The following is a 15977-nucleotide window of genomic DNA, read 5'->3' as shown; positions in this document are numbered from 1 at the left end:
AGCTGGGCCTCAGGCGTTTTCCATCACTTCGGCTAGCATCGCCTTCAATGCTGCAAGGTTTCCTGCAACATCCTCCTTAGAGGAGGGGATGGCCTTGCGCAGCGTAATGTGGCCATGGACATTGCCATCCGCGCTGCGATGCTGGACGTGAACGCCGGCCGCCTTCAATGACTCGACATAGGCCAAGCCTTGATCGCGCAACGGATCGAGACTTGCTGTGGTGACAAGCGAAGGGGGCATGCCTTCTTGCGAAAACCGAATCGGCGCACCGCGATAGTCATTTGCATCGGCTTGATAGGCTGCATGGAAATAAGCCATGGAATCGGCGGTGAGCAAAAAGCCGTCGGCAAAATCGCGCATGCTTTGCCAATCATCGCTATCGGTCACGACCGGATAGATCGGATGTTGGACCAAGACAGGAACTGCAGCTGGATTGTCCCGCAGGGCCATAGTGGTTGCAATGGTCAGGTTGCCTCCGGCGCTGTCGCCCGAGGTTATAAGTCCGGTTACTTGCAATCCCAATTCGGCGGGGCTGCCTGCAATCCAGCGTGTGGCTGCTTCGCAATCGACTGCGGCGGCCGGGAAGCGATGTTCGGGCGCGAGGCGGTAGTCGATGGAGACGACGGGCATATCGAGTTGCCGCGAAACTTCCGCACAATAGGGGCCATAAACGTCGAGATCGCCGATCACAAAACCGCCACCATGGTAGAAAACCATTACCGGACCGGCGCCCCGGCCTTCGCGGTTGTCATAGAGTCGCGCGGGAATCGCACCGGCTGGCCCGGGAATTGAAAGATCGCGAACGACGGCTATTTCTCCGAGTTCTTCCTCGGCCACAGAGCCCATGGCGACCATCATCCCGCGCGCTTCCGTAGCGGAAAGTTCGTGCATTTTGGGGCCCGGCTGTGCATTCAAAAAATCAAGAAATGCCTGTACATCGGGTCGCACAAAATGGTTGCTCATCGTCTCTCTCCTATTGTTCCTCGATCGAGGCATAACGCGAAGCAGATGGCGCGTCCATGGCAAAGCCCCGCTGTGCCACAAAACAGATTTCCTATTTGGATTTGGCGCAAAAGCGCGCATAAGGACGAATTAACAGGATAATTAAATTCAGCGGGACTTTACGAAATGGCTACTGCCGCGCGCAGCATCGACACCCAATCCCAAGCCGACATTCCCCATCCCGAAGCCGTAGTGGTCCGCTTTGCGGGGGACTCGGGCGACGGCATGCAGTTGACGGGTGGGCAATTCACCTTGTCGTCCGCCTTGGCGGGAAACGACTTTGCGACTTTCCCAGATTTTCCGGCCGAAATCCGGGCACCACAGGGCACGCTGTTTGGCGTGTCGGCGTTCCAGATCAATTTCGGTGCGTCCGAAATCGATACTGCAGGTGATGCGCCCGACGTCCTCGTCGCCATGAACCCGGCGGCGCTCAAGACCAATGTGAAGGACCTGAAGCCCGGCGGCCTCATCATTGCCGACGAGGGTGAGTTCAACGCACGCAACCTCGCCAAGGCGCAATATGATGTGAACCCGCTTGAAGATGGCTCACTCGGCAAATGGCAACTGGTTCATTTCAATATCAGCCAGTTGACGATGGATGCGGTGAAGCCATTTGGCCTCGGCAACAAGGAAGCCCTGCGTTGCAAGAATATGTGGACGCTGGGCCTTGCACTGTGGATGTTCGATCGTGATCGCGAACCGATCATTCAGTGGCTCAAGGACAAGTTTGCAAAGAACCCGGTCCTGGCCGACGCCAATATTGCCGCACTCAATGCTGGCCATGCTTATGGTGAAACAGCAGAAATCGGAAATCCCGGTGCCGTCGCCATTCCGCGCAAGCATGTTGATGCGGCTCCTGCCGAGCCTGGCCTGTATCGCACCATAAATGGTGCCGACGCCGCAGCCATGGGTCTTGTCGCTGGATGCCAGCTTGCTGGTGTGAAGATGTTCTTCGGCGGCTATCCGATCACGCCTGCCAGCTCGATATTGCACGCCCTCGCGCGGTTCAAGGAATATGGAGTAACCACCTTCCAGGCAGAAGACGAAATTGCGGCCATCGCCTCGGCTATTGGTGCATCTTATGCCGGGCAGCTTGGCGTTACTTCATCGTCGGGCCCCGGCATTGCGCTCAAGACCGAAGCCATCGGGCTTGCGGTGATGACCGAGTTGCCGCTTGTGATCGTCAATTCGCAGCGCGGCGGCCCTTCGACCGGCCTTCCGACCAAGACCGAACAGTCTGACCTTTACCAAGCGGTCTACGGCCGCAATGGCGATACGCCGTTGCCGGTTATCGCTGCTCGCTCGCCGGGAGACGTGTTCGATTGCGCGATCGAGGCTGTGCGCATTGCAACCCAGTTCATGACCCCGGTCATCCTGCTCACCGATGGCTATATCGCCAATGCAGCAGAGCCTTGGAAGGTTCCGGATATGAGCAGCTACAAGCCGTTCCCGGTCAGCTTCCTCGATCATGTGCCCGAAGGCGGGTTCAAGCCTTATGGCCGCGACAACAAGCTCGCCCGTCCTTGGGTGAAGCCCGGAACGCCAGGCTTGCTGCATCGCATCGGCGGTATCGAGAAGGAGGTCGATACCGGCCACCTCAACTACTCGCCTGCCAACCACCAGGCGATGACCGATATCCGCAAGGGCAAGGTCGATGGTATTGCCGCGCATATTCCGGCGCAGGATGTCTGCCTTGGTACCGAAGGCGGCAAATTGGCAGTTGTCGGTTGGGGCTCAACCTTTGGCCCGATCCATCAGGCGGTCCGTCGCGCACGCGCAAAGGGGCAAGATGTCAGCCACATCCACGTCCGCCATATATGGCCGATGCCGACCAATCTGGGCGACTTGCTGCGCAAATTTGACAAGGTAATCGTGCCTGAAATGAACACCGGTCAGTTCAAGACGGTGCTGCGCGATCAATATCTGATCGACGCCAAGCCGCTAAACAAGGTTTCGGGCCAGCCCTTCCGCATCCACGAAATTGAAGCCGCCATTGAGGAGGCACTCGCATGAACGACATGACCCCCATCCAGAAATCGTCGCCCAAGGATTGGGAGACCGATCAAGAAGTCCGCTGGTGCCCGGGTTGCGGAGACTATGCGATCCTGAAGGCCGTGCAGCGCACCATGCCCGAACTGGGCCGCAAGCCTGAGGATACGGTTTTCATCAGCGGCATCGGCTGCTCGTCTCGCTTCCCATATTATATGGAAACCTATGGCTTCCACACCATCCACGGCCGAGCACCGGCAGTGGCAACGGGCGTAAAGCTCGCCAATCCCGACCTCGACGTCTGGATCATTACGGGTGATGGTGACGCGCTGTCGATCGGCGGCAACCATACGATGCACCTTCTGCGCCGCAATCTTGATTGCCAGATCCTGCTGTTCAACAACGAAATTTACGGTCTTACCAAGGGCCAATATTCGCCCACCAGCCGTGTCGGCACCAAATCACCGTCGACGCCGTTCGGATCGGTTGATCGCCCGGCAACACCTTGTGCCTTCGCGCTTGGTTCCGGCGCGCGTTTTGTTGCGCGCGGATTTGACGTGTCAAAGCATCTGCCCGACGTTCTCAAGGCCGCGCACGCGCACAAGGGTGCGGCCTTTGTTGAAATCTTCCAGAACTGCATCGTTTACAACAAGGATGTGTTTGAGGATTTCGCAGCCCCGAAGGGTGCAGAGGCCCGCCAGCTCTGGCTGCAGGATGGCCAGCCCATGCTGTTTGATGACGGCAATAAGGGTATCGCGATGGACATGGATACGCTGACCTTGAAAGTCGTCGATGTCGCCAATGGTGATTGGCAGTCTGCGGGCGTCATCGTCCACAATGTGAAGAACCGCGCGCTCGCGCACATGTTGGTGGAAATGCCATTTGGCGAGTTCCCGATGGCGCTCGGCGTGCTCTACGACGATCCACGCCCGACCTATGACAGCGCGGTGGTCGAGCAGAATGCCAAATTGTCAGAAGGCAAGACGCCCGATTTGCAGGCCCTGATCAGCAAAGGCCAGACCTGGACGGTCGACTGACACATTGGTGCATTTGCTTAAGTGCAGATGGCTGCGTAACCGGTTAACTGTGTCAGATGGATAATCTGACACACAGCCTTGCTGGCGCGGTGCTTGGTCAAATGGGGCTGAAGCGCAAGACCGGCTTGGCGATGCCGACATTGGTGATTGCAGCAAACCTGCCCGATATCGATGCGGTCGCTGTCTTGCTCGGTGGGCATCATCATCTGGCTTTGCGGCGTGGCATCACCCACGGACCGATCGCCATGCTGGTGCTGCCCATCATTCTGTGGGCGTTGATGCTATGGTTTGACCGCTGGCAGGATCGCCGCGGCAAGCGGCCAGCAAACAGGCTTCCGGTTCACGGAGGTTGGCTATTGGCCTTGGCCTTTATCGGAACGATCAGCCACCCCGCGCTCGATTGGCTCAACAATTATGGCATCCGTTTGCTCGAGCCTTTTTCGAGCCAATGGTTCTATGGCGACACGCTGTTCATCATCGATATCTGGGTCTGGATTGCGCTTATCGCGGGCGTATGGATTTCGCGCCGACGTGAAAAGGCAGGCAGGGCTGACTGGCGAAAGCCTGCCACCGCCGCTTTCACTGCAATATTCACATACATCGCTGCGAACGGATTGCTGTCGGTTCATGCCGAGAAACAGGCAACGAAGCTATTGGTCGCGCGGCACGATACAGCCGATGAAAACTATCAGCCGCTGGTGGTTGCCAATGCCGTGCCCATCGAATTCTGGCGCCGCGAGATTGCATGGCGCGACGCGCTCAAAATGGGCGAGGGCAATTATATATTGGGTAAGGGCGCAACGTTGTCACCCGAGGCGCAAAGGCACCGGATGGACAAGCTTTCTACTGAGCCCCGGATTGCGGCGGCAGATCGCGAAGCACGCGATTTCCTGTTTTGGGCACGCATGCCCTTTGCCGAAACGGACAAGGAAGGAAAGGTCATCATTCGTGATCAACGCTTCGACAGTCGGGTGGTTCGAAACAATTTCGAGGTGGTGATTACCCCGAGGGATTAATCCCTACGCACTAAGCCCGTATCCGGATTTGAAGTCCGTGGCTGTAAAGGCCGCGCATGACATCAATTGTCTGGTTCCGAAGAGATTTGCGGTTGGAAGACCAAGCTGCCCTGCTCGCTGCAGTCGGGCGGGGCAGGCCTATTGCGCCTGTCTATATACTTGACGACGAAACCCCGAAGCACCGCCAAATGGGGGGTGCTTCGCGCTGGTGGCTCCACCACAGCCTGAAGTCGCTCGACGCCGCTTTACGAGCGCGCGGATCTCGCCTGATTTTGCGCAAGGGCCCTGCGGCGCAGGTGTTGGCGCAACTCGCACGCGAAGTGAGCGCTTCGGCTATTCATTGCTTGCGTCATTATGAGCCTTGGTGGCGCAATGCCGAACGTTCGCTTCAGGAAATCCTTCCCGTCGGCACTTCGCTGATCCGGCATGAAGGGCTGTATCTGATGCCGCCTGGCAGTGTGAAGACCGGCAGCGGCGGGCAGTTCAAAATCTACACGCCCTTTTGGCGTGCCCTCTCACAACATATGCCCCCGCCGCCGCCGCGTGCAGCACCCACGCACATTCCGGCGCCTGAAGCATGGCCAGGTAGCGACAATCTTGATGATTGGAAGTTGCTGCCATCCCAGCCGGATTGGTCAGGTGGAATGCAGGCATTCTGGAAACCGGGAGAAGATGGGGCGAAGGAGAGGCTTGCTGCTTTCTTGCCCAAGGCGGGGCGTTATCAGGAAAAACGGAACCTTCCGTCGATCCCGGGCACCAGCTTCCTTTCACCCCATCTGCATTTCGGGGAAGTTTCGCCGGCGCGCCTCTGGCATGCGGCGATGGATGCAGGCGGCTCGGTCGAAACCTATCTCAAAGAACTGGTTTGGCGCGATTATGCCGCCAATGTAATCCTGCAGTTTCCGGATTATGGAGCGCGCAACGCACGGGGTTCGTTCGATCATTTTCCATGGCGCAATATGTCCGACGAAAACGTTCGCCGCGATTTCCGTTTATGGACCAAAGGGCAAACAGGCTATCCGATAGTTGACGCAGGGATGCGCGAATTGTGGGCAACCGGTTGGATGCACAATCGCGTGCGCATGATTGCCGCGTCATTCCTGATCAAGCATCTGTTGATTGACTGGGTCGAGGGTGAGAAGTGGTTCTGGGATACGCTGGTTGACGCAGATTATGCCTCTAACGCCGTGAACTGGCAGTGGACTGCAGGTAGCGGCGTCGACAGCAACATGTTCGTTCGGATCATGGCGCCGTTGTCGCAATCAGAAAAATTCGATGCCGGTGCCTATATCCGGCAATGGGTACCCGAACTGGCCCATCTTTCGGACCCATATATCCATGATCCGGAAGAATTCGGAATGCGGCCAGCCGCTTATCCTTCAAAGATCATTGGCCATAAAGCCGCGCGCGAACGTGCGTTGGCGGCTTATGCAATGATCAAGGAAAGCGGATCAGTCGACAATGAGGCGGTGGCCGGTCTCGAAGCCGCCGAGTAACAGCTGGGCGATCGCTTCGCCGACGACAGACGGTTCCTTCAGAGTATTTGGATCTTCACCCGGATAGGCCTTGGCGCGCATAGCAGTTCGGGTCTTTGCCGGGTCGACAATGGCCACGCGCACGGACGAAAGGTTCTGCACTTCCTCGGCATAGCTGAGCGCGAGGTTCTCAAGCGCAGCTTTCGATGCGCCATAGGCGCCCCAATATGCTCGCGGCTTTTGCCCGACACTGCTCGTCAACACCACAACCCGTCCGGCATCGCTGGCGCGCAATAGGCCGTCAAATGCCGCAATCAAAGCCTGCTGGGCGAGCAGGTTCAGGGTCAGCACACGATTGAATTCGGCTGCATCGATGACGGGAACGGGTGAAAGCGTTCCAAGTATAGCGGCATTGAGTACAAGAATATCCAACTTGCCCCAACGTTCGCGCACTGCAGCGGCAAGCCTTTCATTGTTACCAGCCTCAGTCAAATCCATGGGAGCGATGGTTGCGCTTCCGCCCGCGTCGAAAATCCGCTGTTCAACGGCTTCAAGATCTTTGGCATTCCGCGCCGTCAAAATGACATGTACGCCCTCTGCAGCCAATCGCTCGGCGGTCGCCGCACCGATGCCGCGGCTTGCGCCGGTTACCAGCGCTATTCGTCCCTGCAATGCACCCATGGTCTAGCCAACCACTCGCAGCTTCAACTGCCCGGGGGAGCTGTGCTCGTCAAAATCGGTCAGCTTTGTTGGATAATCGCCGGTGAAGCACGCATCGCAATAGCGTGGGCAGGCCGGATCGCGCTGTGCTTCTCCCAGCGCCCGATAGAGACCTCCTATGGTCAGGAAGGCAAGGCTATCGGCATGGATGAATTCGCACATTTCGGCGATGTTCATGCGGCTCGCGAGCAGCTTTTCCCGCTCCGGAGTGTCTACCCCATAGAAGCAGCTGTTGGTCGTAGGCGGACTGGCGATGCGCATATGCACTTCAGCGGCGCCCGCTTCGCGCATCATCTGCACGATTTTGAGGCTGGTCGTGCCGCGCACGATCGAATCGTCGATCAGGACAATGCGCTTGCCTGCCACCAGATTGCGGTTGGCATTATGTTTGAGCTTCACACCCAGGTGGCGCACGCCATCGCCGGGTTGAATGAAGGTACGCCCGACATAGTGCGAGCGTATAATGCCAAGTTCAAACGGAATGCCCGATGCCTCTGCATAACCGATGGCTGCCGGTGTGCCGCTATCGGGTACCGGGATGACATAGTCTGCATCAACACCATTTTCCCGGGCGAGTTCGGCACCGATAGCCTTGCGCACCGAATAGACGCTGCTGCCATCAACGATCGAATCCGGTCGCGAGAAATAGACATGCTCGAAAATGCATGGCCGTGGATTTGCCGGGAAAAAGGGCTTGTGCGAACCGATTGCGCCTTCGCGAACAACAACGATTTCGCCGGGTTCGATGCTGCGAATGAAATCGGCGCCGACAATATCGAGCGCGACGGTTTCCGAAGCAAATATGATCGTTTCACCCAAACGACCCATTACCAGCGGACGAATGCCAAGCGGGTCGCGACACGCAATCATGCCCTCGGGTGTCATGCAAATCAGCGAATAGGCGCCCTCCACCTGTTTCAGCGCATCGATCAGTCGATCGAGAAGGCTCTTCTGCGAGGAGGTTGCAACCAGATGGATGATGACTTCGGTGTCCGAAGTTGATTGGAAGATCGAGCCACGGCGTACCAGCTCTCGGCGCAAGTGAACGGCGTTTGAAATATTGCCGTTATGGGCAACCGCAAATCCGCCAGTCGCCAGATCGGCATAAAGCGGCTGCACATTGCGCAGCGAGGTTTCGCCAGTGGTCGAATAACGCACATGCCCGGCCGCGATCGTGCCGGGCAAGCCGCGGATGACATCTTCACGGTCAAAATTGCCGGCGATATGGCCCATTGCGCGGTGCGTGTGGAATTCGCTGCCGTCAAAGCTGGTTATCCCGGCCGCTTCCTGACCACGGTGCTGCAAGGCGTGAAGGCCCAGCGCAACCATCGCGGAAGCGCCTTCGGCATTGTAAACGCCAAAGATACCGCATTCCTCGCGTAGTTTGTCGTCGTCGAAGGGATTGGTGGTGAGCATGTCCAAAGCGAATCCCGATTGCTGAAATTGCGCTGCATATAGGTATGCAAGGCCGCAATGTCTCCCCCCTTGTAACGCATACTATCCCAAAAAGCGCCTGCTACGACCGATTGCCAGCCCCCTTGGCGTCGGCTAGGCAAAGATCATGGCAGACGATCGCGAAACCGGGCTTGCGCTCAATCCGAAATTTGATGCGAATGGACTTATGACCGCCGTGGTGGTTGATGAGGCCGATGGTGCGGTGTTGATGGTCGGACACATGGACCGGGAAGCACTTGATATAACCCGTCAAAGCGGGAAGGTGACTTTCTTCTCGCGAAGCCGTGCGAAGCTGTGGACCAAAGGTGAGAGTAGCGGAAACTTCCTGCATCTTGTCGAAATGCGGGTCGATTGCGATCAGGATGCGCTGCTGGTGATAGCACGTCCGGATGGCCCTACATGCCACACAGGCGAACGAAGCTGTTTTTACCGGCGAGTCACTGACCAAGGGCTCGAGCGGTTGTGAAACTAGGTTTGTCAGCGGTGGCTCTGGTGGTCATGCTGACGCTGACCGGATGCGATGCCAAGGACACCAAAGCTTCTGGTGATCCGGATAGTGCGGGTGCCGCGCTTGATAAACTCGCCATCGAAAAAGGTCTGATACCTGATGGCCGATCGCTAGCTTTTGAGGGGCGCTTTGAAGCGCAAAGCGAATTGGGCACCGACAAATTCTGCGCCGTTTCGAACGGTGGATCAGATTATCGCGTGGGATTTCTCTCGGTGTACGGACCTGAAAGCAAATGCGAAGCTAAGGGAAGTGCTCAGCAGGAAGGCGACACAATCCGCATCAAACTGGAAGGCAAGGATGCCTGTTCCTTCACGGCCAGCTATGACGGAATAATCCTGCGCTTTCCCGGTAACGTCCCCGAAGGTTGTGCGAACTATTGTTCCAAGAATGCCAGCATGAGCGGAACACGCTATTATTTTGTCGAGCCCGGCGCAGATGCAGCAAAGCGGACCTTAGGCCGCGAACTCGACAGGCTCTGCGCCTGAATTACGGTGCGATAATCAGGCAGCCTTGGCCGACAACGGCACTTTTGACCTTTGTAAACATGGCTTCTGCATCGCTGCGGTTTGCAAATGGCCCCGCTTGCAAACGCGAGAGATTGCCAGCAGGTACCAGCGAGTAAGTCGTCCCCGATAAGCCGTCGACTTTTTGCTGCAAACTGGCCCACAGCTTTTTGGCATTCGCCTCACTACCAAATGCGCCCAACTGGATACGCCAACTGCCCGCGACAGCCGCGGGTTTCTTGGCCGTTTTTGCAGGTTCAGGCTGCGTTGTTTTGCCGTTCAAAGCTGGAATGGTGCCGGGGAAACCGGGTTCGACAGCCTTTGTCGTTTTTGAAGGCGGTACGTCGATCGGTTTTGCCACTGCAACTGGTGCCTTGGTGTTGATTGGAAAGCCCGTTACCTGCGCTGCTCGCTTTTGTGCCGTTGCCGTTTCAATTTCCCCAGCAAGCGCGACGCCCTTTTGGCGTTGTTCCAGCGGGATATATTTGTCCATTTCGGCAAGGTTGCGGCTTGCAGGGGCAAGTCCAGCTGCAGACGCGCGCGTCATCAACGCATAGGCACGAACCCAATCCTTTTGGATGTTCACACCGTTAAACAGTTCAGTGGCCAGCAGATATTGTGCCCTTGGTTCGCCCCGTGCTGACGATGCCTGCAGCAACGGCAGCGCTTCCTTGATGCGACCTTGGTAATGCAACAGGTGTCCCAAGCTGTCTGCGGCTTGTAGATGCCCTTGGTTGGCTGCGCGCTGATACCATTGCTCCGCTATTTTCAGATCCTGTTTGACGCCGCGGCCGAGTTTATAGGCTTGTGCGAGATTGAACTGCGCATCCGGGTCGCCTTTTTTTGCGGGTTCGCGCCATTCATTTACGGCTTTCGCATATTCGCCGCCTGACCATGCATCCACGCCTGCTTTCACATCTGCGACAGCGGGCCCGGCAAGCAAAGACATGCTGGTTACAAATAATGTTAAAGGCAAAGCCCGGTTCGGCATGGTCCACTCCGATCAGTATTTCGGCACCGGATAGTCGATGTCTGCTGATATTTGGTAAATTTGCAAGGTGAACGGCTTAACCTTTTACATGCATTAACGTTGAGTGATGCATCTGAGAGTTTTCACAGGCTGTCTGCTGACTGACTATTTTCAAGCCTGGAAAGGCGATGTCAGCGTTAACCGATTTTTAGGTGTGTTCTGTCACATCCTCTCCAAACAGCTTGCAAAAGGGGAATAATGTGAGGGTTCTCGCATTGGCATCGCAAAAAGGCGGATCGGGCAAAACGACATTGTCCGGCCATCTTGCAGTACAGGCACAATTGGCGGGCGCTGGCCCTGTCGTCCTCATCGATATCGACCCGCAAGGTTCGCTGGCGGACTGGTGGAACGAACGAGACGCTGATTTGCCAGCATTTGCGCAGACGACCGTAGCCCGCCTTGCGTCGGACCTAGCTGTCCTTCGTCAGCAAGGCTTCAAACTGGCCGTCATCGATACGCCGCCGGCGATCACCATGGCGATCCAGAGCGTGATTTCGGTGGCCGAGCTCATCGTCGTTCCGACCCGACCCAGCCCGCACGATCTTCGTGCCGTTGGCGCAACCGTCGATCTTTGCGAGCGCGCCGGCAAGCCGTTGATCTTCGTTGTCAACGCGGCCACCCCCAAGGCGAAAATCACATCGGAGGCTGCGGTCGCGCTGTCACAGCATGGTACTGTCGCTCCAATAACGCTGCATCATCGCACCGACTTTGCAGCTTCGATGATCGATGGTCGCACAGTGATGGAGGTGGATCCGCAAGGCCGCTCCGCCGAAGAAGTGCGCCAGCTTTGGTCCTATATCTCGGACCGTCTGGAAAAGAATTTCCGCCGCACGGTGTTCAGCGCACCCGCAGCTACCAACCCGCAGGTCGCACAGGCCCGTCCGATGGGCGGTTTTGGCCGCCGGGTCATCGGTTAATCAGGATTGGGGGCTATGAACATGAGCGAACCCAAACCGATAGCATCACTCTCCTCGGGCCTGCTGGCTCGAAAAGGTGCTGCACGCCCGGCCATGCGCCGTCCGGTGATTCAGAATAGCGGTGTCGCGGCGACCGCGGTACAGGATGACCTGGGCTGGAACGACATGGGTTATGATGTCGATCCCGATCCGACCACGCCGATGGATTATGAGCATGACCACGGATACAATCCGCTGGCCAATGCCGTCCCGGAAGTGAAGCCTGAGGTCAAGCAACAGCAGGAACGCATCGCAGAGCAACTGCAGGTGCAGGCCGAAGAGCTTGGCGTTGGTGGTTTTGACGAACCTGTCTCGCAAGTCGTGCCCATCATTGCCACCCGTCCAGTTGCCGCCAAAGCCCCGATTGTTCGGGAACGCGCAGCACCAGGAAGCAAAGGTAAATCTGCCTTCACGCTTCGCCTTGATGCAGACCGTCACCTCAAGCTTCGGCTTGCCTGTGCGGTCAGTAACAAGTCTGCCCAGCAACTCGTCACCGCAGCGCTCGATGCCTTCATCGAAGCGATGCCCGAAATTTCCTCGCTGGCGGCGCAAGTCCCCGGCAAGAAAACGGCCTGACATGCCAACCCTAACCAAGTTTGAGGTAAAGTCATGAAGAACAAGACTCTCGTAAAACTGGCATTATCGACCGCTGTGGTCGGGTTCACTGCCATGGGCGGGGCTGGCGTTGTCGCATCGAGCGCGGCCACGCATGCATCGGTGGATGTGCAAGCCAAAAAGGCACTTGGTTGGGCCAAGAAGGCGGAGAAGCTCTATGCCAAAGGCAAGATCGACAAGGCGTTAGGATATGCCGAGGCTGCTGTTGGAGGTGACCCCACTAACACGCAATACCGTGCGTTGCTTGCACGCATCTACATGGCGCAGGGGCGCTTTGTCGCTGCGGAGCGTACCTTCATGGACGTCATGGAACTTGGCCAAGTCGATGCCCGCGGCGTAATCGGCACTGCTCTTGCGCGGATCGCACAGGGTAAGGTGGAATCGGCTGTTTCGCTGGTTGATGCTAATCGCTCGATCCTCCCGGCGAGCGATTATGGTCTTGCTTTGGCACTGGCTGGCGACAGCAAGCGCTCGGTCGATATACTTGTTGATGCCATTCGCGCCGACAATGCAACCGCTCGTACGCGCCAGAACCTCGCGCTTGCATATGCCCTTGATGGCCGCTGGCGCGAAGCGCGCATCATGGCGGTTCAGGATATGCCGCAGGAACGTGTTGATGCGCGCATCGTTGAGTGGGCGCAATATGCACGCCCGGGTGCTTACCAGACCCGCGTTGCTGGCCTGTTGAACGTCACGCCGCGCACCGATTCTGGCCAGCCGGTCCATCTTGCCCTTGGCAAGACCAATGCGACTCCGGCCATGGCGGCGGTTGAAGCTCCGGCTCCGGTTGCCATCGCTGCTGCCGAACCCGCAGCGGAGTTTGCGGCAGTTGACCCGACTCCGGTTGCCATCGCTTCTGCCGAACCTGCGGCGGAACTGGCGGCCGTAGGCCCGGCACCGGTTGCAGCGGGCTATGAAGAAGCCGACGTCCGTATCGCTGCTGCAGTTGCTTCGATTTCGGAAGAAGAGGCGCCTTTGATCAAGGCGCCCGAAGGCCCGGCAAAAGCAGAAGAGTCGGCTCCGGCCGCTAAACCGGTGAAGCTTGCTCTTGCGGATACACGTGCACCGGCAGCGCCAGCCGCTGGGAAGTACCTTGTGCAGCTTGGCGCCTTCTCATCCTCGGGCAACGCCCAGAGGGCTTGGGCGCATTATAGTCGCAAGCACAAGATCCTGGGTGACTTTACCTCGTCAAGCTCAACCGTAAATATCAAAGGGCGGACGCTGACACGCCTCGCCGCTTCGGGATTTGGCAATTACCAGGCCGCTGCTGCAGCCTGCAGCCAGATCAAGCGTGCAGGTGGCGACTGTCTGGTGAAGTCCGTGAACGGCGCCGCGCCGGTTCGCATGGCTGCCAAACCGGCCCGCAAACCAGTCAAGATAGCTGCGCGATAAATTCCAAAACAATAACGGGTTGCGCAAAGGGCGGCGGATCAGATGATCTTGCCGCCCTTCATTGTTTTGCGCACCCGGCCTTGAACGGGCAGCTTGTCGAAAGGTGTGTTTCCAGCAAGAGCCGCCATCTTGTCGCTGTCTACCTGCCATGGGGCGTCACGATCGATAAAAATCAGATCGGCTTCGCGGCCGCTTTCGATGGCTCCTGCATTTACATTCAAGATGCGCGCCGGGTTGGTTGCAAGCAATTCGAAAAGCCGGCCAATCGAAATATGTCCATCGCGCACAAGATTTAGCGATAGTGCCAGTAAGGTTTCTGCACCGGCCATTCCGGGTGCTGCATCGGCGAAGGGAAGCCGCTTATCTTCGGGCCCGCGCGGATCGTGGCCCGAGGAAATTACGTCGATTGTTCCATCTGCAATGGCAGCGATGCACGCCAAACGGTCTTCTTCGCTCCGCAAGGGCGGGGAAAGCCGGGCAAAGGTACGAAATCCCGTCAGCGCGGTATCAGAAAGGAACAGATGGGCAGGGGTGATACCGCAGCTGATTTTCAGCCCGCGTTGCTTGGCAGCCCGAATGAGGTCAAGCCCTGCAGCGGTCGTAACCTGCCTGAAGTGAGTATGCGCTCCGCTTTCTTCAGCAAGCGCCAGATCGCGCTGGATCGCGAGCGTTTCGACCGTCGGCGATGCGCTGGGCAGGCCCAGCAGCGTGGCATTAAGGCCTGTTGTCGCGACTGCATTGCCAGCCAAGCCTGCATCCTCGCTATGCACGAACAGCGGCATATCGAGCATGGCGCAGTAGCGCATCAGACGCAGCATGACGCCCGAATCGGCTATCCAACGTCGACCGGTAGCTACTCCAAGCGCCCCGGCATCCTTCATCAACGCGATTTCGGCCATATGCTGGCCATCAAGATCCTTTGTCGCAGCCGCCAGCGGATGGACCCAGAAATCGGGTTTTCCTTTACGACCGGCAAAGCGGATCGTCGCCGGGTCGTCGTGCACCGGTGATTGGTCGGGCATCAGGGCAGCGCGCGTAATGCCACCAAAGCGGAATGCGGGTTTGTCTGTTGCAAAAACGCCAAGATCGATGATGCCTGGTGCAACAATCAATCCTTCGGCATCGATGCGTTCGCCCAAGGGATCGGCCTTGCCAACCTGGCCAATCCGTTCGCCCGCGACATGCAGATGTGCGGTTTCGGATTCCGATTTGCCGGGCAGGATGACTTGCCCGCCTAGGATGTTGGTGCCGCTCATGACCAGCCCTCCACCTTGCGGGCTCGCCGAGTCAAAATGTCGAGGCACGCCATGCGAACTGCAACCCCCATTTCGACCTGTTCGGTAATCGCAGATCGCTCAAGGTCGTCGGCGATGTGGCTGGCAATCTCGACCCCGCGGTTCATCGGCCCGGGATGCATTACCAGCGCGTCGGGTTTGGCAAGTTCTAGACGACGCGAGTCGAGCCCATAGAGGTGGAAGAATTCGCGGGGGGAGGGGATGAAATCCCCCTGCATCCGCTCATTCTGAAGGCGCAGCATCATCACCACATCGCTTCCGGGAAGTGCCGCGTCAAAGCTGTGGAAGGCCTCGACACCGAAACTTGAAATGCTTTCGGGCATTAGGGCAGGGGGCGCGACCACGCGCACCTGTGCACCCAGTGTTGTCAGGCTGATCATGTTGGATCGAGCCACGCGGCTGTGGAGGATGTCGCCGCAAATCGTGACGACCAGTCCATCAATCCTGCCCTTGCGACGGCGGATGGTGAGGGCATCCAGCAGGGCCTGCGTGGGATGTTCGTGCGTTCCATCACCGGCGTTGAGCACCGGGCAATCGACTTTTTGCGAAATCAGGTCGACCGCGCCCGAACTGGCATGGCGGATGACGATGGCATCGGCGCGCATGGCATTGAGCGTCATCGCGGTATCGATCAGCGTTTCGCCCTTTTTGGTACTCGACTGCGCGACATGCATGTTGACCACATCCGCACCTAGCCGTTTGCCAGCGATTTCGAACGAAAGCAGCGTGCGTGTGCTATTTTCGAAAAAGGCGTTGATGATGGTCAGTCCGCGAAGCCTGTCATCATGCTTGGTGGCACCCGATCGGTTGAGCGCAACCCATTGTTCGGCTTCGGCGAGAATAAACTCGATTTCCCAAGGTTGGAGCCCGGCAATGCCAAGGAGATGCCTGTGCGGGAAGGCGGCGGAACCTGCTGGAAAGCGGCCCGGTGAAGCGGTGGATGTCGATGTCATTAAAGCCAGTGCCTTAGGCGCGTTGGCGCAG

Annotated in this window: 15 protein-coding genes; 9 read left to right on the top strand and 6 right to left on the bottom strand. The window is 57.8% G+C overall.

Features of this window, described 5'->3' with window-relative positions; all coding sequences use genetic code 11:
• Positions 1-9: 9 nt before the first annotated feature.
• Positions 10-963 (bottom strand): alpha/beta hydrolase, encoded by a 954-nt coding sequence (locus tag ACFSAG_RS06050; protein WP_374611395.1) that lies wholly within the window; start codon positions 961-963, stop codon positions 10-12.
• Positions 964-1128: 165 nt separating this feature from the next.
• On the opposite strand from ACFSAG_RS06050, the gene ACFSAG_RS06045 reads away from it, so the two are divergent.
• From ACFSAG_RS06045 to ACFSAG_RS06030, 4 genes are read left to right on the top strand one after another with little or no spacing between them, the layout of a single operon-like run.
• On the top strand, positions 1129-3015 hold the full coding sequence (locus ACFSAG_RS06045; protein ID WP_374611393.1) for a 2-oxoacid:acceptor oxidoreductase subunit alpha: 1887 nt from the start codon (positions 1129-1131) through the stop codon (positions 3013-3015).
• On the top strand, positions 3012-4028 hold the full coding sequence (locus ACFSAG_RS06040) for a 2-oxoacid:ferredoxin oxidoreductase subunit beta (RefSeq protein WP_381512450.1): 1017 nt from the start codon (positions 3012-3014) through the stop codon (positions 4026-4028). The genes ACFSAG_RS06045 and ACFSAG_RS06040 overlap by 4 nt, the downstream gene beginning before the upstream one ends.
• A 56-nt stretch (positions 4029-4084) precedes the next feature.
• Positions 4085-5044 carry a metal-dependent hydrolase gene (locus ACFSAG_RS06035; protein WP_381512447.1) on the top strand — a complete coding sequence of 320 codons (960 nt, stop codon included), beginning with the start codon at positions 4085-4087 and terminating at the stop codon, positions 5042-5044.
• A gap of 56 nt (positions 5045-5100) precedes the next feature.
• The gene (locus tag ACFSAG_RS06030) at positions 5101-6540 is read left to right on the top strand and encodes a cryptochrome/photolyase family protein (RefSeq protein WP_381512443.1); all 1440 of its coding nucleotides are present in this window, start codon (positions 5101-5103) and stop codon (positions 6538-6540) included.
• Here the strand turns inward: ACFSAG_RS06030 and ACFSAG_RS06025 are convergent.
• Both ACFSAG_RS06025 and purF read right to left on the bottom strand, forming a co-directional pair.
• Positions 6496-7200 carry an SDR family NAD(P)-dependent oxidoreductase gene (locus tag ACFSAG_RS06025; protein WP_374611387.1) on the bottom strand — a complete coding sequence of 235 codons (705 nt, stop codon included), beginning with the start codon at positions 7198-7200 and terminating at the stop codon, positions 6496-6498. The two genes, ACFSAG_RS06030 and ACFSAG_RS06025, sit on opposite strands and share 45 nt — an antisense overlap.
• Positions 7201-7203: 3 nt before the next feature.
• Positions 7204-8655 (bottom strand): amidophosphoribosyltransferase, encoded by a 1452-nt coding sequence (purF, locus tag ACFSAG_RS06020; protein WP_381512439.1) that lies wholly within the window; start codon positions 8653-8655, stop codon positions 7204-7206.
• Between the two features lie 145 nt (positions 8656-8800).
• Here purF and hisI point away from each other — a divergent pair, with 145 nt between their 5' ends.
• Together hisI and ACFSAG_RS06010 are read left to right on the top strand one after the other, a co-directional pair.
• Entirely contained in the window at positions 8801-9160 is a 360-nt protein-coding gene (gene hisI, locus ACFSAG_RS06015; RefSeq protein WP_374611385.1) for a phosphoribosyl-AMP cyclohydrolase, read from the top strand.
• Positions 9157-9687, top strand: coding sequence for a hypothetical protein (locus tag ACFSAG_RS06010; RefSeq protein ID WP_374611383.1), 531 nt, complete (start codon positions 9157-9159; stop codon positions 9685-9687). The genes hisI and ACFSAG_RS06010 overlap by 4 nt, the downstream gene beginning before the upstream one ends.
• Before the next feature lies 1 nt (position 9688).
• Here the strand turns inward: ACFSAG_RS06010 and ACFSAG_RS06005 are convergent, their stop codons facing one another.
• Positions 9689-10654, bottom strand: a complete 966-nt coding sequence (locus ACFSAG_RS06005) for an SPOR domain-containing protein (protein WP_381512435.1) — start codon at positions 10652-10654, stop codon at positions 9689-9691.
• Between the two features lie 281 nt (positions 10655-10935).
• On the opposite strand from ACFSAG_RS06005, the gene ACFSAG_RS06000 reads away from it, so the two are divergent.
• The 3 genes from ACFSAG_RS06000 to ACFSAG_RS05990 are packed head-to-tail and all read left to right on the top strand — an operon-like array spanning position 10936 to position 13698.
• A complete protein-coding gene (locus tag ACFSAG_RS06000) occupies positions 10936-11652 on the top strand; it encodes an AAA family ATPase (protein WP_374611379.1) in 717 nt (238 codons plus the stop codon).
• Between the two features lie 21 nt (positions 11653-11673).
• Positions 11674-12267: a hypothetical protein gene (locus tag ACFSAG_RS05995; RefSeq protein ID WP_374611377.1), complete on the top strand. Its 594-nt coding sequence runs from the start codon at positions 11674-11676 to the stop codon at positions 12265-12267.
• A gap of 33 nt (positions 12268-12300) precedes the next feature.
• Positions 12301-13698, top strand: a complete 1398-nt coding sequence (locus tag ACFSAG_RS05990; protein WP_381512432.1) for an SPOR domain-containing protein — start codon at positions 12301-12303, stop codon at positions 13696-13698.
• A gap of 38 nt (positions 13699-13736) precedes the next feature.
• Here the strand turns inward: ACFSAG_RS05990 and ACFSAG_RS05985 are convergent, their stop codons facing one another.
• A complete protein-coding gene (locus ACFSAG_RS05985) occupies positions 13737-14954 on the bottom strand; it encodes a dihydroorotase (RefSeq protein WP_381512430.1) in 1218 nt (405 codons plus the stop codon).
• Positions 14951-15946: an aspartate carbamoyltransferase catalytic subunit gene (locus ACFSAG_RS05980; RefSeq protein WP_374611371.1), complete on the bottom strand. Its 996-nt coding sequence runs from the start codon at positions 15944-15946 to the stop codon at positions 14951-14953. The genes ACFSAG_RS05985 and ACFSAG_RS05980 overlap by 4 nt, the downstream gene beginning before the upstream one ends.
• Positions 15947-15977: the final 31 nt, after the last annotated feature.

Origin of the sequence: Sphingorhabdus buctiana, from assembly GCF_042680825.1 — a bacterium.
Classification (GTDB): Bacteria; Pseudomonadota; Alphaproteobacteria; order Sphingomonadales; family Sphingomonadaceae; genus Sphingorhabdus_B; species Sphingorhabdus_B buctiana.
This window is presented reverse-complemented; position numbering and strand designations above follow the sequence as displayed.